The organism is Helicobacter pylori, assembly GCF_002832345.1.
Lineage (GTDB): Bacteria > Campylobacterota > Campylobacteria > Campylobacterales > Helicobacteraceae > Helicobacter > Helicobacter pylori_CP.
Window position 1 is genome coordinate 41558 of sequence record NZ_PHLZ01000007.1, and the last position, 18023, is coordinate 59580.

The following is an 18023-nucleotide window of genomic DNA, read 5'->3' on the forward strand; positions in this document are numbered from 1 at the left end:
TAAACATTCCTATTTATCAAATCATTGTAACATAACCTTACTTTAAAAATTAAGGATAAACATGCTTGAAGATTATGCAATCAGTTTAGAAGAAGTCAATTTCAATGATTTTATTGTCGTGGATGTGCGCGAATTGGACGAATATGAAGAATTGCATTTGCCTAACGCTACGCTCATTAGCGTCAATGACCAAGAAAAGCTCGCTGATTTTTTAGCCCAACACAAAGATAAAAAAGTGTTGCTCCATTGCAGGGCTGGCCGCAGAGCTTTAGATGCGGCTAAAAGCATGCATGAATTAGGCTATACGCCCTATTATTTAGAGGGCAATGTCTATGATTTTGAAAAATACGGCTTTAGAATGGTCTATGATGACACTTGCGATAAAAAAAACTAGGCATGAGGGAGATTGTATGGGTGCATTCTCAAAGAATCGCCCCTTGTAAGACTCTCATTTTAAATGAATTGTGCTACTATCCCTTAGAATTAGATCCAACCCCTTTTAACGCCCTTATTTTTACTTCTAAAAATGCGGTGTTTTCCTTGTTAGAAACTCTAAAAAACAGCCCCAAACTCAAAATTTTACAAAACATTCCTGCTTACGCTTTGAGCGAACCCACCGCAAAAACTTTACAAGATCACCATTTTAAAGTCGCCTTTATAGGGGAAAAAGCCCATGGCAAAGAGTTCGCTAAAGAAATCCTTCCTTTATTGGAAAAAAAAAGCGTTCTGTATCTCAGGGCAAAAGAGATTGCCTCTTCTTTAGACACCATTCTTTTAGAACATGGCATCAATTTCCAACAAGCCGTTGTTTATGAAAACAAGCTCAAACATTTGACTTTAAGTGAACAAAACGCCCTAAAACCCAAAGAAAAGAGCGTTCTTATTTTTACCGCTATAAGCCATGCAAAAGCCTTTTTACACTATTTTGAATTTTTAGAAAATTACACCGCTATAAGCATTGGCAACACGACCGCTCTTTATTTACAAGAGAAAGGCATTCCAAGCTATATTGCCAAAAAGCCCTCCTTAGAAGCGTGTTTAGAGTTGGCTTTGAGTTTGAGGGTTAAGGAATGTTAAAAACACCTCATTATAATGCTCTCAGTTATTTTTTAAAGGATGATGCATGAATCTTGTCTTTTTATGGGCCGCTTTAGGGGGGGCTATAGGAAGTTCGTTAAGGTATTTTGTGGGCAAAATGATGCCCAGTAAATTTTTAATGTTTGAAAGTTTCCCTTTAGGGACTTTTAGCGTGAATATCATAGGGTGCTTTGTCATCGGCTTTATGGGGCATTTGGCTGTTAAAAAAGTTTTTGGTGATGATTTTGGGATTTTCTTTGTCACTGGGGTTTTAGGGGGTTTTACGACCTTTTCTTCTTATGGGTTAGACACTTTAAAACTCTTGCAAAAATCCCAATACCTTGAAGCCATTTCTTATGTCTTAGGCACGAACATTTTAGGGCTTATTGGGGTAGCTGTTGGTTGGTTTTTGGCTAAAAATTTTGTAGGCGTTAATTAAAAAACGCTTTTTGGCGTTTTATTGACGCTTGATTAAAGCAGAGCCCACAATCATAACAGCCACAAAGCCATTTCATCGGCCATGAAAAAATCGCTCGCTATCAATCGGTTGTTTTTAATGAAAGCCTTATCCTCTTCAATCAAAAACTTTACTTTATTTTCATCTAACAAGCTAAGCTCAACCCCCAGCTCACACCTCAAGCCTAAAAACAGCTTTTCTAAGCGCTTGTCTTGTTTATTAAGCGTCTCAACTTGGCGTTTTAGGGGGTCTTTAATGTAGTTTTCTATGAGTTTTTTCGCATAAAAGCGTTCATTCGCCACGCAGCCCACAGCCCCAGCCCCGCACCCTAAGTAATCTTTAGCCCCCCAGTAAGCTAGATTATGTTTGACTTGATAATTTCTGGCGTAATTAGACACTTCGTATTGCTTGAAAGAAAAGCCCTCTAAAACCTCTCTCACCACATTGTCAAAATGAGCGCATGAGGGTTTTTTGGCGTTTTTTTCTAAATTCGTGTTTTTTTCAATACTCAAAGCGTAAGCGCTCAAGTGGTTGATAGGGAGTTCTTTAGCGAGTTTCAATTCTTCTTTTAAAGAGTTTTCATTATCTAATGGGGTGTTATAAATCAAATCAATGCTGATATTTTCAATCCCGCTTTTTAAAACAATTTCTATCACAGGAGCAATATTTTTAGAATGCTGGCGCTCTAAAAACAATAATTTATCTTCCCTAAAACTTTGCACCCCCAAACTCAAGCGGTTGATCCCTAAATCTTTTAAGCCTTGACACCAGGCTTTAGAAATGAGTTCAGGGTTAGCTTCAGTGGTGATCTCACATTCCATGCTCAAGCGTGCATGTTGATGAATGCTTTCAAAAATCCTTTCAAAAGATTTGACGCTTAAAGTGTTGGGCGTGCCGCCACCAATAAAAATACTTTCAATTGGTTCGTCAGTTTGACTTAACGCATGCTTTAAATCCAGGCATAACGCTTGAGTGTATTCTTCTTTTAGCCCATGCTTATTTTCATAGGAATTGAAAGCGCAATAACCGCATTTATTTTCACAAAAAGGGATATGAATGTATAAAATCATATTTATTTCTCTCATTTTCACTTCATTTTAAGCAAAACTTAAACTTGTAATTGTATCATTTTAGGATCATTTTGATAAGTAAAGGAGACAAATTATGAAAAAGGTTGTTATGGCTTTAGGCGTTTTAGCGTTCGCAAACGCTTTAATGGCAACAGATGTTAAAGCTCTTGCAAAAAGTTGTGCCGCTTGCCATGGGGTTAAGTTTGAAAAGAAAGCTTTAGGCAAAAGCAAAATCGTCAACATGATGAGTGAAGCGGAAATTGAAAAAGAGCTTATGGATTTTAAAAGCGGTGCCAACAAGAATCCTGTCATGACCGCACAAGCTAAAAAATTAAGCGATGAAGACATCAAAGCTTTAGCCAAATACATCCCCACTCTCAAATAAACTTTCTTAATTTCAATAGTGTTCTTGGTGCTATTGAAATTAGCTTCAAGCCCTTTTTTCTTAATTTTTGATTTTAATGGCGTTCTTAACCCTATTTAAAGCCAGCATACACTATAATACGATCTTATATCAAACAAGAAAGAGCTAAAATAAAGACCTATGCTACATAAAAAATATCGTCCTAACGTTGCGGCCATTATCATGTCGCCAGACTACCCTAACGCATGCGAAGTTTTTATCGCTGAGCGCATAGATATTGAAGGGGCGTGGCAATTCCCTCAAGGGGGCATTGATGAGGGAGAGACCCCATTAGAAGCGCTTTATAGAGAATTATTAGAAGAAATTGGCACGAATGAAATAGAGATTTTGGCGCAATACCCCAGATGGATCGCTTATGATTTCCCAAGCAATATGGAGCATAAATTCTATGCGTTTGATGGGCAAAAACAACGCTATTTTTTAGTGCGCCTAAAGCATGCGAACAACATTGATTTGAACAAACACACGCCAGAATTTAGAGCCTATCGATTCATCCATCTCAAGGATTTGCTTAAAAAAATCGTTCCCTTTAAGCGTCAAGTGTACCGCCAAGTCATTGCTTATTTCAAAAGAGAGGGGTATTTATAGGGTGTTAATCGTTCAAAAATACGGCGGCACGAGCATGGGCAGCATAGAAAGAATCCACAATGTCGCCCAAAGGGTTTTAGAAAGCGTTAAATTAGGGCATCAAGTCGTGGTGGTGGTTTCTGCGATGAGCGGCGAAACCGACAGGCTTTTAGAATTTGGCAAGAATTTTAGCCATAACCCTAACAAGCGAGAAATGGACAGGATTGTGAGCGCGGGGGAATGGATTTCAAGCGCGGCTTTGAGCATGGCGTTAGAGAGGTATGGGCATAGAGCCATTTCCTTGAGCGGGAAAGAAGCGGGTATTTTAACCAGCTCGCATTTTCAAAACGCCGTGATCCAATCCATTGACACCAAACGCATCACAGAGCTTTTAGAAAAAAACTACATTGTGGTGATCGCTGGGTTTCAAGGCGCTGATATTCAAGGTGAAACAACGACTTTAGGGCGTGGGGGGAGCGATTTGAGCGCGGTCGCTTTGGCCGGGGCTTTAAAAGCGCATTTGTGCGAAATCTATACGGATGTGGATGGCGTTTATACCACCGATCCGCGCATTGAAGAAAAGGCTCAAAAAATCGCGCAAATCAGCTATGATGAAATGCTTGAACTGGCTTCTATGGGGGCTAAAGTGTTATTAAACCGCTCGGTAGAATTAGCCAAAAAACTCAGCATGAAATTAGTGACTCGCAATTCGTTTAACCATAGCGAAGGCACGCTCATTGTGGCTGAAAAAGACTTTAAAGGAGAACGCATGGAAACCCCTATAGTGAGTGGGATCGCATTGGATAAGAATCAGGCTCGTGTGAGCATGGAGGGCGTGGAAGATCGGCCTGGCATTGCCGCTGAAATCTTTGGCGCTTTAGCGGAGTATCGCATTAATGTGGATATGATAGTCCAAACGATCGGCAGAGACGGCAAAACCGATTTGGATTTTACGATCGTTAAAACCCAAATAGAAGAAACCAAGCAAGCCTTAAAGCCTTTTTTAGCGCAAATGGATTCCATTGATTATGATGAAAATATCGCTAAAGTTTCCATAGTGGGCGTGGGCATGAAGTCGCATTCTGGGGTAGCGAGCATCGCTTTTAAAGCCCTAGCCAAAGACAATATCAATATCATGATGATTTCTACAAGCGAGATTAAAATTTCGGTTTTGATTGACATTAAATACGCTGAACTAGCCGTTAGAACTTTGCATGCGGTGTATCAATTGGATCAATGAAAAATTTCTACGACTGGATCAAGGAATTTGTGCGCGATCAAGGAGAGTTTATTGCTCAACAAAGCGGGTGGCTGGAATTAGAGCGATCAAGCTATGCAAAGCTCATCGCGCAAACCATCTCGCATGTGCTTAATGGCGGATCGCTGTTGGTGAGCGCTGATTCTTCTAGGCACTGGTTTTTAAACTACATTCTTTCTAACCTAAACCCTAAAGATTTAAAAGAGCGCCCCTTATTGCCAGTCATTGATTTTAACGCTTCTTCTTTCTACCCAAAAAACGATGCGAATCTCTCTCTAGCCACCATAGAGCTGACTTATCAAAACCCCATGTTTTGGCATGTTGGGAGAATTGAAAATGAAGGCTTGAAAACGATACTACTGAGTAAAATCCCTAGTTTTTTATGGCTTTTTGAAGAGCTTAAAGAAGATTGCTTGCTTTTAAAAGAGCATGACAGCTTATTGGATTATAAATTATTACAGCTCTTCAAACTCTTTGAAAACGCGCTTTTTAGCGTGCTATACAATAAGGTTACTCTGTGAAAAACCTCAACCGCCTTATTTATACGGACAATCTTGAAGAGAGCCTAGAAGAGGCTGCAAGCCTTTTTGAACACCACATTAAATTCTACACCGAGATCATTGAAAAAGACAAAAAGGTGATCAAAACTTTCAATAAGGATTTTAAAATAGAGCATGCTAAAGAAGTGATTTCAAAGGCACACTTAAAACACAGCGAACTGAACGCCTTTTTAATCGCCGCGCCCAGCTATGGCACAGAAGCCCAAAACGCGCTTTTAAAAATCTTAGAAGAACCCCCAAATAACGTTTGTTTTATCATGTTTGCTAAAAGCCCAAACCATGTTTTAGCCACCATTAAATCCCGCCTAATCAAAGAAGATAAACGCCAGAAAATCCCCCTAAAACCTTTAGATTTGGATTTATCAAGGCTGGATTTGAAAGATATTTATGCGTTTTTAAAAAATTTAGACAAAGAAAATTTTGATTCCAGAGAAAATCAGAGGGAAAAAATTGAAAGCCTGTTAGAGAGCGTTAACAGGCATAAGATCCCCTTAAACGAGCAAGAATTGCAAGCCTTTGATTTAGCGATCAAGGCTAACAGCTCTTATTACAAGCTCAGCTATAATCTTTTACCCCTGCTTTTAAGCCTTTTATCCAAAAAGAAAACGCCATGATTGTAAAATGCCTTAACCCTAATGCGCTCAAAAACGCTCTACAAAAAATAGGCCCAGAAAAGATCGCACAAGATCGCATGTGCCAAAAAGGCGTTAGCTTTGTTTTTGAAATCCAACATCTGCCCTTAAGTGCTGCGCTTATTTTAAAGCAAGAGGCCATAAGCGTTGGGGGCGATTTTGCCACGCCAAGAGATTGTATTTTAGCTAAAGAGCCTTTTTATGATGGGGTGTTGATTGCGAGCGCTAGCCAGTTAGAACGCCTTATTGCTAAGTGCCATTCCCAACCCTTTGGGCTTAAACATTTAGCGCAAGAATTAAAAAGCCACCTCAAAGCTAAAAAACCTAACGCCCCACAGATCATGGCAATTTTGAATCTCACGCCGGATAGTTTCTATGAAAAGAGCCGGTTTGATAGTAAAAAAGCGCTTGAAGAAATCTATCAATGGCTAGAAAAGGGTATCACGCTCATTGATATAGGCGCGGCCAGTTCAAGGCCAGAGAGTGAAATCATTGATCCAAAAATAGAGCAGGATCGCTTAAAAGAAATTTTATTAGAGATCAAATCCCAAAAACTCTACCAATGCGCTAAATTCAGCATAGACACCTACCATGCCACAACCGCTCAAATGGCTTTGGAGCATCATTTTTCCATCCTTAATGATGTGAGCGGTTTTAATAGCGCTGCAATGCTAGAAGTCGCCAGAGATTACAAGCCCACTTGCATTTTAATGCATACTCAAAAAACCCCCAAAGACATGCAAGAAAATGTTTTTTACCACAATTTATTTGATGAAATGGATCGTTTTTTTAAAGAAAAATTAGAGGTTTTAGAAAAATACGCGCTTCAAGATATTATTTTAGATATAGGGTTTGGATTCGCTAAATTAAAAGAACATAATTTAGCCTTAATCAAGCATTTAAGCCACTTTCTCAAATTCAAAAAACCCCTATTGGTGGGAGCGAGTCGTAAAAACACGATCGGGCTTATCACCGGGCGTGAAGTTCAAAACCGGCTCGCCGGCACTTTGAGTTTGCATTTAATGGCGTTGCAAAATGGAGCGAGCGTTTTAAGAGTGCATGATATTGATGAGCATATCGATCTCATCAAGGTGTTTAAGAGTTTGGAAGAAACGGATTGAACCCAAATTTTTAGCTTTATCCCACTGGGCGTCGGTCATCATCAAAACGCTCAAAAGCGTTTTTAATGATCAATCCTTGATTAATCTTTAAAGGATAACATCCATAGACGAAGGGTTGTTGTAAGCGTTTTGATAGCGTTGCAAAAAAGCGTTATGGTTGGTGGCGTTAAAGGTTTGAAAGGCTTTTTTGTGCAAGCCATTCACCGGTTGTTTGGGGGCGTTTTCCACTTCTTTAGAGAATTTCCCGTTATAAAAATCCGTCAAACTATAGAGCGACTGAGCGGCCAAGCGTTTCTGGCTCTCATCCATCCCAGCCGTAGCCCTTAAAAAAGCCTCATACTCTCTATCGCTCATCAATTCTAAAACCAAAAAGCCGTAAGTCTCTCGCTTGTCAGGGTTGAAGGGGAGGTTTTCTGTTGGAGCGTCCTTTTTTTCTCGCTCTATTTTTTCTGTGTTTTCAACAGGAGCTAGGTCTTCTTTAGGAGCGCTTTTAGCGTTTAAAAGCCCATAAAGGTTAGAATCAAACTGATTGATAGAAGAAACAGCCATGTGAATTTCCTAAAATTGAATTTTACGCTGATATTAAGCAAAATCCATTCCCTAATGAGATAAGCCTCTAACATGGGGTTTTAACAAAACAAAGGACTTAAAAAGCTTAAAAGAGTTTTCTAATAGTGGCGTTCAAACCCTTTAAAAAGGGTCTAGGAGTTTATTTTCAAAAAGGATTCGTGTTTTTATGTTTTCATATTTCTATAAGGAGTTTGAAATGCTAAAAGCTCTAGAATGATTCTAGACAAAACAAAAGGTAAAACTCCTAGAACATTGTTATAGCATGATTTTACCAATCAATGCAACTTTTATGTTTTTAGAGCTTAAAAACTTTAAGTCTTAATTAGAGATTTTAGGTTAAACTACCTTAAAATCTTTATGGGCAAAAAGCATGCGTAACACCATTTTATTTGGCGTTTCAATGATACTCTTGGCGAATTTATGCTTTGGGATCATGAGCGCGTTTGTTAAAATCACAGCGGATTATTTTTCCCCTATGGAAAACGTGTTTTACCGCTCCATTACCATGACGCTCTTACTCTTACTTGTTTATCCTTTCAAACCCTACCGCTTGAAGAGTTACAAACAAGGCGGTTTTAAAAAGCTCGCTTTTAGGGTCGTTGTGGGGGGATTGGCCATGCTAGCGTTTTTTTATAATATTGAAAAAATTTCGCTCGCTACAGCGACGGCTTTCTCGCAATGCGCGCCGATTTATACGGTGCTTCTTTCCCCTTTGCTTTTGAAAGAAAAGCTCAAAAGAAGCGCGTTAATTTCTGCATGCATTGGGCTAGTGGGGGTGGTGCTGATTTCAGATCCTAGCGTGGAAAATGTGGGGCCGGTTGAAATTTTTATGGGTATATTGAGCGGGATCTTTGTGTCTTTAGCGTATATCACTTTAAGGGATTTGAGGGAATATTATGACAAGCAAGCCGTGATTTTAGCGTTCGCCTTTGGCATGAGCCTTCTTGGATTAGCGGGCATGTTTGTTGATATTCCTTTTTTATCCACAGGTATTCATATCCCTAGAAAAGAAGACATTTTGTGGATTTCTTTAATAGGGATTAGCGGGACTTTAGGGCAGTATTTCTTAACCTATGCTTACATGAACGCTCCTGCTGGGATCATTGCCCCCATTGAATACACCCGCATTGTTTGGGGGCTGTTGTTTGGGCTGTATTTGGGCGATACATTTTTGGATCTTAAAAGCTCTTTAGGGGTGGCTTTGATTTTATGTTCAGGCTTACTCATTGCTTTGCCCGCTCTTTTAAAAGAATTAAAAAAAATTTAAGTCATGCAACTAAGCCCCTTACAAAGCACTCTGTTATATTTCCGCTATTTTATTTATCCAGAGAAAAAAACAAGAAGCTTTGATTTAAGCGATTTAGTCTTTATCATCATGGTTTTTTTAGTCCTAGCTTTGGGGCTGTTGATGAGTGAAGAAATTTCTATCAGCTACAATGAAGCGAAAGATTTTTTTTATAGCAGTGTATGGTTTGTTCAAATCGCTCAAAAAAGCACTGAAATTTTAGGTCAAAACGATTTGGCTTTAAGATTGCCTTTTTTGATCGCTCATCTCATTAACATGTTTTTATTTTATTTGATAGGGCGAAAGATTTTAAAAAAGCCTAAAGACGCCCTTTATGTGGTATTGACTTACGCTTTATTGCCTGGGGTGAATCTCTTTGCGATTTTATTGGCTAAAAGCGTGCTGGTGTTAAGCCTTGGGCTTTTGGTTAGCTATTTATATATCAAAACCCAAAAAATCCCTTATTTAACCCTCAGCGCTTGCGCGTTTTTAGACGGCGCATTTATCCCGCTTTTACTAGGGGTTTTTGCCTACGCTTTAAGAAGACGCTATTTTAAGAACGCGATCTTTATTTTGGTGGGTTTAGGCGTGAATACCGCTCTTTTTAGCGGGAGTTTCAATAAGGGCTTGCCTAGTGGGTATTTTATAGACACATGCTTAGAACTCATGCTTTTATATTCGCCCTTATTCTTCCTCTACTACCCTTATACAATCTATAAGGCCCTTTTGGATAAAAAGCCATCGTTACTAGCCTTTATGAGTGCGAGCGGTTGGCTTTTCCCTTTGCTTTTGAGCATGCGCCAAGAGATAGATTTAAAAACTTTCGCCCCCTTAGCTTTAATCGGTTTGCCTTTGTTTGTTAAAAGCGTTTTAAATAGCCTTAGGGTGCGTTTAAAGGAATTTAGAGGGCAGTATTATTTGCGCGTTTTTAGTTTGTATCTTTTAATGCTCACTGAAACGCTTTTTTTATGGGGGAGTAAAATTTCTGGCGCTAATGAAAAATTATTAAACCGGCATTTCTTAGCCAAAGAAGTCGCTACAGCCTTGCAATTAAGGGGCATCCATCAAATCCGCACTAACGATAAACAACTCGCTTTAAGGCTCCAATTCTATAGCATTAAAGAAGGGGGGAGGTTAAGACTGATTAACACTAAGATTTCTAAAAAACGCCCGGATATTACAATCATCTACGCTGATAAAATTCTACAATCCTATAGTTTGGTGCGCCATTAAATTAATTCTTTAAAAAGCGTTTTATCTAAAAAACGATAAAATACACTCTAAAAATAAATAAAATACGCGAGAAAAACCATGAGACTCAAACTAACCCATATAAACCATATAAGCCATAAGATTGCCAACGACTTTATCCATTCAAAACTATTAGAATTAAAAGCCCCCAGAGAATTATTGTGTGAATTGATAGAAGGGATTTTGGAAAAAAGCGTTAAAAAAGAAAACGCCATAGATGAGCAAGCCAGAGAGCTTTTAGAAGAAAACACCGATGAGATAGAATTCATGCGGATGGATGAAAGGCAGCTTTTTTGGATGATTAAAAGACAGATCGCTCAAAAAGAGGGCTTTCATTTGTTTTGGGAAGAAAGGTGCAACGATTTGTCGCACCAGATTTTGAATAAAATCTTAGATGAGGATTTGATCATGTTTAGCGTGTCAGAAAATTTGATAAGAAATTTGATTTACAAATCCATCGACACCTATTCCAAAGCGTATGAAAGCATTGAAAATGAAGTGCATGAAAAAATCAAACATTACAAACGCAAACTGCCCGTAGGGAGCGATGAATACGAGTTGGTGTTTGAAAGGCTCTATGAAGAAGAATTAAGGCGTAAGGGCTTTTTATAATGGTTTCTCTCTATTTAGAAAACGGGCTTTTTTTAAAAGCGCAAAGTTTTGGGGCTAGCGGCACGCAAGTGGGCGAGCTTGTTTTTAACACTTCCATGAGTGGCTATCAAGAAGTCATCAGCGACCCTAGCTATAAGGGGCAATTTGTGGTTTTTAGCATGCCTGAAATTGGGGTTGTGGGTGCTAATCCTAAAGATGATGAATCCTTTTTTTCATGCACAGGGGTTTTAGTGCGCCATTACAACGAATTTTTTTCTAATTCAAGGGCGGATTCTAGCTTGAGTGCTTATTTAAAAAAGCGTGGCGTTTTAGGGATTAGTGGGGTTGATACCAGGAGTTTGATCAAAACCTTACGCCATCATGGGTGCTTGATGATGGTAGCTTCCACGATAGAGCATGACAAAAACAAGCTTGAAGAAATTTTAAAAAACGCCCCTAGAATCTCTCACTCCCCCTTAGTGTCTAGCGTTTCCACGCCAAAAATAATCACGCACCAACGTGCTACTTTTGATTTCAACACCCTAGATTACAAGCCTTTTGATGAAAAAACCTCTCATAAAATTATCGCTGTGTTAGATTTTGGGGCTAAGGGCAATATTTTAAACGAGCTTCAAAATGTGGGGTTAAAAGCCCTTATTTACCCGCACCACACTAAGGCTAGCGATCTGATTAAAGCCTATGAAAAAAAAGAAATTAGCGGTATTTTCCTCTCTAACGGGCCGGGCGATCCTTTGAGTTTGCAGCAAGAAATTGGAGAAATCAAACAACTCATTGACGCTAAAATCCCCATGTTTGGCATTTGCTTAGGGCATCAATTGCTCTCTATCGCGCAAGGCTACCCTACCTACAAGCTCAAATTTGGCCATCATGGGAGCAACCACCCTGTTAAAAACCTAAAAACAAACGCCGTTGAAATCACCGCACAAAACCACAACTATTGCGTCCCTGAAGAAATTGAAGAAATCGCTACTATCACGCACCGCAATCTTTTTGACAACACCATTGAGGGCGTGCGTTATAAAAACGCTCCCATTATTTCTGTCCAGCACCACCCAGAAAGCAGCCCCGGCCCCAAAGAGAGCCACTATATTTTTAAGGAATTTGTGGGATTGCTAGAGGGCTTTTAGGGGTTTTTAAACACCTATAAAGGTTGAAAAGCACTTTAAAAATAGATTTAAATCTTTTTATCAAAAAAATCTCGCATTTACTCTAAATTAGTTCTCTTGCAATAGCATTCTCTCGCAATAATTGTTATTGTTATTGCGAAAAAACTTTTTAGAAGGAGTTATTATGGGAAGTATCGGTAGTATGGGCAAACCTATTGAAGGGTTTTTAGTGGCAGCCATTCAGTTTCCTGTGCCAATTGTCAATAGCCGTAAGGATATTGATCACAATATTGAAAGCATTATTAGAACCTTGCATGCGACTAAAGCGGGGTATCCGGGAGTGGAACTTATCATTTTCCCTGAGTATAGCACGCAAGGTTTGAATACCGCTAAGTGGCTTAGTGAAGAGTTTTTATTAGATGTCCCGGGTAAAGAGACGGAAGCTTACGCTCAAGCGTGTAAAGAGGCGAAAGTTTATGGTGTTTTTTCAATCATGGAACGCAATCCTGATTCTAACAAAAACCCCTACAACACCGCCATTATCATCAATCCGCAAGGTGAAATCATTTTAAAATACCGCAAGCTATTCCCATGGAATCCCATTGAACCATGGTATCCTGGGGATTTAGGAATGCCTGTGTGCGAGGGTCCGGGCGGATCAAAATTAGCCGTGTGCATTTGCCATGACGGCATGATTCCAGAGCTCGCCAGAGAAGCGGCCTATAAAGGGTGCAATGTGTATATCCGCATTTCAGGCTATAGCACTCAAGTCAATGATCAATGGATTTTGACCAACCGCTCCAACGCATGGCACAATTTGATGTATACCGTGAGCGTGAATTTAGCCGGCTATGACAATGTCTTTTACTACTTTGGTGAAGGGCAAATCTGTAACTTTGATGGCACGACTCTCGTTCAAGGGCACCGCAACCCTTGGGAGATTGTAACCGGGGAAATCTATCCTAAAATGGCAGACAATGCCCGCTTAAGCTGGGGCTTAGAAAACAACATTTACAACCTAGGCCATAGAGGGTATGTGGCTAAACCGGGCGGAGAACATGACGCAGGCTTAACCTACATCAAAGATTTAGCCGCCGGTAAATACAAATTGCCTTGGGAAGATCACATGAAAATCAAAGACGGCTCTATTTATGGCTACCCTACCACCGGTGGGCGTTTTGGGAAATAACCCCTAACCTTATATTCTTGCTAGAACCTACCTTAAAAGGTTCTAGTTTCTCCCCTATTTTAATTTTTTCAATCAATTTTTACGAATGGTCTTCTATCACAGAGCATGTAAGAAAACCCATAATAAGCACGAGCGACCAAAAAAGCGCATAGCCTATGCAAAACCATGTTATTTTTGATAAAGACCACCACCCCATTGCGGCTGATAGAGCGCTAAAATCCATAATAATGCCATAGCCCAAATAGATCATTCCCGCTAAACATGCCAATTTATGAGCATGGTAGTAAGCGCTAATCCCAAAACCACCACCAAGATTGATAAAAGAATACGAGACCAAGACCCCATGACAACTCCTTAAACATCAAATGCTAGAGTATATCGTTTTTTTTGTTTGTCAAGGGGGTTTATCAGTTAGATAGAGTGTTTTTAATGTTTATCTTTTAGGGATAAGCCTAGAAACATTGCTTTTTATCATGAACCAATTATCGGTCATCTAATATACCGTTAATAGGTATACTTGAAAATATTGAAGCGGAGCAAAAAAACACATAAAGAAGAAAATAACCCGTTACTTTCCAAAAAGACCACCCATTAAAACTCCAAATAAGACACAAGCCTATCACTGCTGCAACAACAATGCAAAATAACGAAATGAATCTTAAGCTAGAGATTGAAATTTTTTGCCCTTCTGTGAGCTTGTCTTTTCTAAACGCCTCTTGCAAACCTTTCTCAGCCAACGGCTTGACGCCATCAACGATTGGTTTGGTATCTGGGAAAAAAATACTAATAGCCGCTCCTCCAATACCCATAGCAGCAGTAATGAGAGGATTGTTTTGATTGGGATCAGAATTTTCTATCTCTTCCATCTCTCTTTTTAAGTTCTTCCCAAACACGAGATATATGCCCCACGCAACCAACCATAAAAGCACCACCGCAACAGAAAAAATAAAATGCGCCATGCGACAAACCCTTTAAACATCAAATGCTGGAGTGTATCGTTTTTTTATTTGTCAAGGGGGGTTGGCTAAAAAGTAGTATTATTGAGTGTTTTAAAATAAAAGGATAGCGTTTATAATATTTAAAGTTTAGCCCCTAATTGTAGCGCCCCTAACAAGCCTTCCACATTCAGCCCCAACCCCACGCTTAAATTCTTGCTTGAGCTTTTAATATAGGGCTTATGAAAGTCCTCTAAACGCACACAGCCCGCGCTTCCTTGCCACAAACCGCTCTCTAAGTATTTTTCTATTTCGCTAAAATCAAACGCCTTTAAACGCGCTCTAAAAACCGATAGATCCAGCCATTCTAATTTAGGAGAAATCAATGCCGAGCAGGTTAAAACCTCTATTTCATTGCCATTTTGGCGTTTTAAAAATTCAAGGGCTTCTCGCTTGTTTTGAGCTTTTCGTTGCATGTGGTTATTCACGCTCACCACGCTATCAGCAACCACGATAGCGCAATGGTTTGTGAGCAATTTCTTAGCTTTTTCTAATTTCCCCTTGCACGCCAAATAAACAAACTCCCTAGGGTCTGTAGTTTTTAGGCTTTCTTCATCAAAATAGAGCGCTTTTTGTGTGAATTTAATCTCATGCTCTTTTAAAAGATTCGCTCTAGCACTGGATTGAGAGCCTAAAATAAGCTCCATGCTATCCCTCTAAAGCTTTAAGAGCGGTATTTTTCGCTAAATTGAGCGCGGTTGGTAAATTTTCTGTATCCTTGCCCCCAGCGCTCGCAAAATCATCTCTCCCGCCCCCTTTACCTCCTAAAATTTGCGCCACTTCATTAGCCCATGCGTTCGCTTTTATGGGGGCGTTTTTCACCCCGCATGCGAGAGTTATGCGCTCATTTTCTTTTTTAAACACCATAGCGAGCAATTTTTCATGCTTACTTTTCAATCGGTCAATCATTTCTTTAATGTCGCCTTGTTCCACTACGCCCACCACCAAACTCACGCCATGGATTTTTTCAATCGGCAAATCCATAGAAACGGGGGCTTTTTGGCTGTTTTTCACGCTCTCTTTAAGCTTGTTGATGCCGGCTATCACATCGTTATTTTTCAATGCAATCTTAGCGTTTTTAAGCTCTTTACTTTCTTCTTTAGCCAGTTGGTAAAAGGCCTTCCCGCACACCGCTTCAATGCGTCTGACCCCACTACTCACCCCGCTTTCTTTAAGGATCCTAAACCCCCCAATAAGCCCGGTATTTTCCACATGAATGCCTCCACACAATTCAATGGACGCTTCTTTAAAGCTCACCACGCGCACATTTTCAGCGTATTTTTCACTGAATAACGCTAACGCCCCCCTACTTTTGGCTTGATTTAAAGGCATATGCTCCACATGGCTTTTTAAGTGCTTGAAAATTTGAGCGTTGACTAGATCTTCTACTTTTTCCAACTCTTCATCATTGAGCGCTTTAGCATGCGAAAAGTCAAAGCGCAATCGCTTGGATTCCACCAAACTCCCCGCTTGACTCACATGCGAGCCTAAAACTTCTCTTAAAGCGCTCTGCAATAAATGCGTCGCGCTATGGTGTTTGGCGATTTCTAAGCGCTCATCGCTCACTTGCGCGATCACTTGATTGCCTTTTTTTAGCGCTTTTTTGATTTCAAGGAGCGAAAAATTAAGCCCAAAAAAGTTTTTTGTGTCTAGCACCAAAGCCGCTTCTTCATTATCCTTTAAAAGCGCACCCCTATCGCCTATAGCCCCCCCACCTTCTGCATAAAAAGGGGTTTTTTCTAATAAGACCCAGACTTCTTGGTTAGGGTTTGCCTCTGTCATTTCTTTAAAATCGCTATCAAAAAACCCTAAAACTTTAGCAGAACATTCTGTCGTTTCATACCCCACAAATTCATTAGGCGCATAAGCGTTTAAAATAGCGCTAAAATCAGCGTTGTTTTGTTTGCCTTTCCATGAAGCTTTAGAGCGTTTCACTTGCTCTTGCATGCAATTTTCAAAGCTTTGCATATCCACGCATGCCCCATGACTTCTTAGCATGTCGTTTGTTAAATCCAAAGGAAAACCAAAAGTGTCATAAAGCTTGAAAGCGATCTTGCCATCAAAAATTTTATTTTCATTCAAATGCGTTAAAGACAAATTAAACAATTCCATGCCAGATTCCAAAGTCTCTAAAAAGCGCTCTTCTTCTTCAAAGCATTCTTTCATCACCATTTCTTTAGACTCTTTCAAATACGCATGCGTGTTAGCAAATTGCTCGCACACCACGCCCACGACTTTGTATAAAAACGCTTCTTTCAAGCCCATTAAATACCCATGCCTTAAAGCCCGCCTTAAAATGCGTCTTAGAACATAGCCACGGCCTTCTTTATTGAAATGCACCCCTTGAGCGAGCAAGAACGCTACCGCCCTTGCGTGATCGGCCACTACCCTAAAGCTTGGCTGAAATTCGCTCGCATAATCCAGGCGTGTAAGCTCGCTGATTTCTGCCATTAAGGGCGCAAATAATGAAGAATCAAAATTATTGAGCTTATGTTCTAATAGCGCTTGCACCCTTTCTAATCCCATGCCTGTATCAATGCTAGGCTTTGGCAAGGGGGATAAAACGCCATCATTAGAGCGTTCGTATTGCATGAACACCAGATTCCAAATTTCTAAAAACCTATCGCCCTCGCCCCCAAAATAATCCTCGCTCCCCTTGAAGTGTTTTCCGCCTTGATCAATGTAGATTTCACTGCAAGGCCCGCAAGGCCCGCTATCGCCCATTTGCCAGAAATTATCTTTATCGCCCATTTTTTTAATCCTATCAACAGGCACAAACTTTTCCCATAATTTAACGGCTTCATCGTCTTTTTCATGCACGCTGATGTATAAATCTTTAGGCTTAAACCCTAAATTCTTGGTTACAAATTCCCACGCAAACAAGATCGCTTCTTCTTTGAAATAATCCCCAAAAGAGAAATTCCCTAGCATTTCAAAAAGCGTGTGGTGCCTTGCGGTATAGCCGACATTTTCTAAATCGTTATGCTTGCCACCTGCGCGCATGCACAATTGCGAGCTTGTCGCTCTGGGAATGCTAGGGCGCGGCACCATCCCGGTAAAAATATCTTTAAACTGCACCATACCGGCATTGGTAAAAAGCAAGGTAGCGTCATTAGGCACTAAAGGCATGCTAGGGTAAATGGCATGCCCCTTATTTTGAAAAAATTGTAAAAATTCGTTGCGAATGTCCATGGGTATTCCTTTTTGTCGTTTTATCGCGCATTTTAAGGCTATTTTATAGCTCTTTTAAGTTGTTTTTTTAAAAAGATAGTTTATTATACTTTAAACATCCAAAATTAAAGGAGAAAACCATGTTCCATGAATTTAGAGACGAAATCAGCGTGTTAAAAGCGAATAATCCGCATTTTGATAAAATTTTTGAGAAACACAACCAGCTTGATGACGACATCAAAACCGCCGAGCAGCAAAACGCTAGCGACGCTGAAGTCAGCCACATGAAAAAACAAAAATTAAAATTAAAAGATGAAATCCACAGCATGATCATAGAGTATAGAGAAAAGCAAAAATCCGATCATGTTTAAGGTTTAGTCATCTTTGTGAAAACACGCTAAAACGCTTTTTAAAAGGGTGTTTTAGCTTTATTGCTTGGTTAGATTTAGCGCTTTAAATTGGAGCGCTTTTTTAATCCTTTGCTTTTGAGTTTGGATTTCTTTCAATTTTTCTAACGCTCTTTTTTGCTTGGTTTTGATAGAATTTAAAAAATTAAAAAGCTGTCTTTGGCTGTATTTTGTGTAATCTTTGTTGGTGGTGTTTGGCATATTTATTCCTTTTAAAATATAAGATCAGTTCATTATAGCGCAAGCGATAGAGTGGGATTAAAAAGGTTAG

21 protein-coding genes and 2 pseudogenes are annotated in these 18023 nt (G+C 39.7%); 16 read left to right on the forward strand and 7 right to left on the reverse strand.

Going from position 1 to position 18023, the window contains the following annotated elements; translation table 11 throughout:
* Positions 1-61 precede the first annotated feature (61 nt).
* Genes CXY28_RS03330 through crcB form a run of 3 tightly spaced genes read left to right on the forward strand, consistent with a single transcriptional unit; the run spans position 62 to position 1516 of the window.
* Positions 62-394: a rhodanese-like domain-containing protein gene (locus CXY28_RS03330; protein ID WP_100979448.1), complete on the forward strand. Its 333-nt coding sequence runs from the start codon at positions 62-64 to the stop codon at positions 392-394.
* Between the two features lie 2 nt (positions 395-396).
* On the forward strand, positions 397-1077 hold the full coding sequence (locus CXY28_RS03335) for a uroporphyrinogen-III synthase (RefSeq protein WP_100979449.1): 681 nt from the start codon (positions 397-399) through the stop codon (positions 1075-1077).
* A gap of 46 nt (positions 1078-1123) precedes the next feature.
* A complete protein-coding gene (crcB, locus tag CXY28_RS03340; protein ID WP_100979450.1) occupies positions 1124-1516 on the forward strand; it encodes a fluoride efflux transporter CrcB in 393 nt (130 codons plus the stop codon).
* 50 nt (positions 1517-1566) lie between these two features.
* Here crcB and hemW read toward each other — a convergent pair whose 3' ends face one another.
* Positions 1567-2604: a radical SAM family heme chaperone HemW gene (hemW, locus tag CXY28_RS03345; RefSeq protein ID WP_198542600.1), complete on the reverse strand. Its 1038-nt coding sequence runs from the start codon at positions 2602-2604 to the stop codon at positions 1567-1569.
* A gap of 94 nt (positions 2605-2698) precedes the next feature.
* On the opposite strand from hemW, the gene CXY28_RS03350 reads away from it, so the two are divergent.
* The 6 genes from CXY28_RS03350 (at position 2699) to folP (ending at position 7166) form a co-directional block, all read left to right on the forward strand.
* Entirely contained in the window at positions 2699-2989 is a 291-nt protein-coding gene (locus CXY28_RS03350) for a c-type cytochrome (RefSeq protein WP_048946046.1), read from the forward strand.
* Between the two features lie 159 nt (positions 2990-3148).
* The gene (locus CXY28_RS03355) at positions 3149-3616 is read left to right on the forward strand and encodes an RNA pyrophosphohydrolase (RefSeq protein WP_025366571.1); all 468 of its coding nucleotides are present in this window, start codon (positions 3149-3151) and stop codon (positions 3614-3616) included.
* A 1-nt stretch (position 3617) separates the two neighbouring features.
* Positions 3618-4835 carry an aspartate kinase gene (locus CXY28_RS03360; protein WP_100979452.1) on the forward strand — a complete coding sequence of 406 codons (1218 nt, stop codon included), beginning with the start codon at positions 3618-3620 and terminating at the stop codon, positions 4833-4835.
* Positions 4832-5374 (forward strand): HobA family DNA replication regulator, encoded by a 543-nt coding sequence (locus CXY28_RS03365; RefSeq protein WP_100979453.1) that lies wholly within the window; start codon positions 4832-4834, stop codon positions 5372-5374. Before CXY28_RS03360 ends, CXY28_RS03365 begins: the two co-directional genes overlap by 4 nt.
* Positions 5371-6027 (forward strand): DNA polymerase III subunit delta', encoded by a 657-nt coding sequence (locus tag CXY28_RS03370; protein ID WP_100979454.1) that lies wholly within the window; start codon positions 5371-5373, stop codon positions 6025-6027. Before CXY28_RS03365 ends, CXY28_RS03370 begins: the two co-directional genes overlap by 4 nt.
* Entirely contained in the window at positions 6024-7166 is a 1143-nt protein-coding gene (gene folP / locus CXY28_RS03375) for a dihydropteroate synthase (protein WP_100979455.1), read from the forward strand. The genes CXY28_RS03370 and folP overlap by 4 nt, the downstream gene beginning before the upstream one ends.
* 87 nt (positions 7167-7253) lie before the next feature.
* Here the strand turns inward: folP and CXY28_RS03380 are convergent, their stop codons facing one another.
* Positions 7254-7715, reverse strand: coding sequence for a hypothetical protein (locus CXY28_RS03380; protein ID WP_100979456.1), 462 nt, complete (start codon positions 7713-7715; stop codon positions 7254-7256).
* A 122-nt stretch (positions 7716-7837) separates the two neighbouring features.
* On the opposite strand from CXY28_RS03380, the pseudogene CXY28_RS08940 reads away from it, so the two are divergent.
* The 6 genes and pseudogenes from CXY28_RS08940 to CXY28_RS03405 all read left to right on the forward strand — a co-directional run bounded on the left by CXY28_RS08940 (position 7838) and on the right by CXY28_RS03405 (position 13179).
* Positions 7838-8058, forward strand: a pseudogene (locus CXY28_RS08940) (hypothetical protein).
* A gap of 48 nt (positions 8059-8106) precedes the next feature.
* Positions 8107-9003 (forward strand): DMT family transporter, encoded by an 897-nt coding sequence (locus CXY28_RS03385; RefSeq protein ID WP_100979457.1) that lies wholly within the window; start codon positions 8107-8109, stop codon positions 9001-9003.
* A gap of 3 nt (positions 9004-9006) precedes the next feature.
* Complete coding sequence (locus CXY28_RS03390; RefSeq protein WP_100979458.1) at positions 9007-10254, forward strand: glycosyltransferase family 39 protein; 1248 nt, start codon at positions 9007-9009, stop codon at positions 10252-10254.
* A 78-nt stretch (positions 10255-10332) separates the two neighbouring features.
* Positions 10333-10884, forward strand: coding sequence for a DUF507 family protein (locus tag CXY28_RS03395; protein ID WP_001237418.1), 552 nt, complete (start codon positions 10333-10335; stop codon positions 10882-10884).
* On the forward strand, positions 10884-12011 hold the full coding sequence (gene carA / locus CXY28_RS03400; protein WP_100979459.1) for a glutamine-hydrolyzing carbamoyl-phosphate synthase small subunit: 1128 nt from the start codon (positions 10884-10886) through the stop codon (positions 12009-12011). The genes CXY28_RS03395 and carA overlap by 1 nt, the downstream gene beginning before the upstream one ends.
* A gap of 163 nt (positions 12012-12174) precedes the next feature.
* The gene (locus CXY28_RS03405) at positions 12175-13179 is read left to right on the forward strand and encodes a formamidase (RefSeq protein WP_000534760.1); all 1005 of its coding nucleotides are present in this window, start codon (positions 12175-12177) and stop codon (positions 13177-13179) included.
* A 79-nt stretch (positions 13180-13258) separates the two neighbouring features.
* On the opposite strand, the gene CXY28_RS03410 is transcribed toward CXY28_RS03405, so the two are convergent.
* The 4 genes from CXY28_RS03410 to alaS all read right to left on the reverse strand — a co-directional run bounded on the left by CXY28_RS03410 (position 13259) and on the right by alaS (position 17366).
* Entirely contained in the window at positions 13259-13516 is a 258-nt protein-coding gene (locus CXY28_RS03410) for a hypothetical protein (protein ID WP_100979460.1), read from the reverse strand.
* A gap of 145 nt (positions 13517-13661) precedes the next feature.
* Positions 13662-14138 carry a hypothetical protein gene (locus CXY28_RS03415; protein WP_038418021.1) on the reverse strand — a complete coding sequence of 159 codons (477 nt, stop codon included), beginning with the start codon at positions 14136-14138 and terminating at the stop codon, positions 13662-13664.
* Between the two features lie 119 nt (positions 14139-14257).
* Positions 14258-14821, reverse strand: coding sequence for a septum formation inhibitor Maf (gene maf, locus CXY28_RS03420; RefSeq protein ID WP_015643808.1), 564 nt, complete (start codon positions 14819-14821; stop codon positions 14258-14260).
* Between the two features lies 1 nt (position 14822).
* Positions 14823-17366 (reverse strand): alanine--tRNA ligase, encoded by a 2544-nt coding sequence (alaS, locus tag CXY28_RS03425; protein WP_100979461.1) that lies wholly within the window; start codon positions 17364-17366, stop codon positions 14823-14825.
* Between the two features lie 119 nt (positions 17367-17485).
* Between alaS and CXY28_RS03430 the strand changes: the two genes are divergently transcribed.
* Positions 17486-17716, forward strand: a complete 231-nt coding sequence (locus CXY28_RS03430; protein WP_000468328.1) for a YdcH family protein — start codon at positions 17486-17488, stop codon at positions 17714-17716.
* 63 nt (positions 17717-17779) lie between these two features.
* Here the strand turns inward: CXY28_RS03430 and CXY28_RS03435 are convergent.
* Positions 17780-17953: pseudogene (locus CXY28_RS03435) on the reverse strand (type II toxin-antitoxin system antitoxin); the annotation flags it as partial.
* Positions 17954-18023 lie beyond the last annotated feature (70 nt).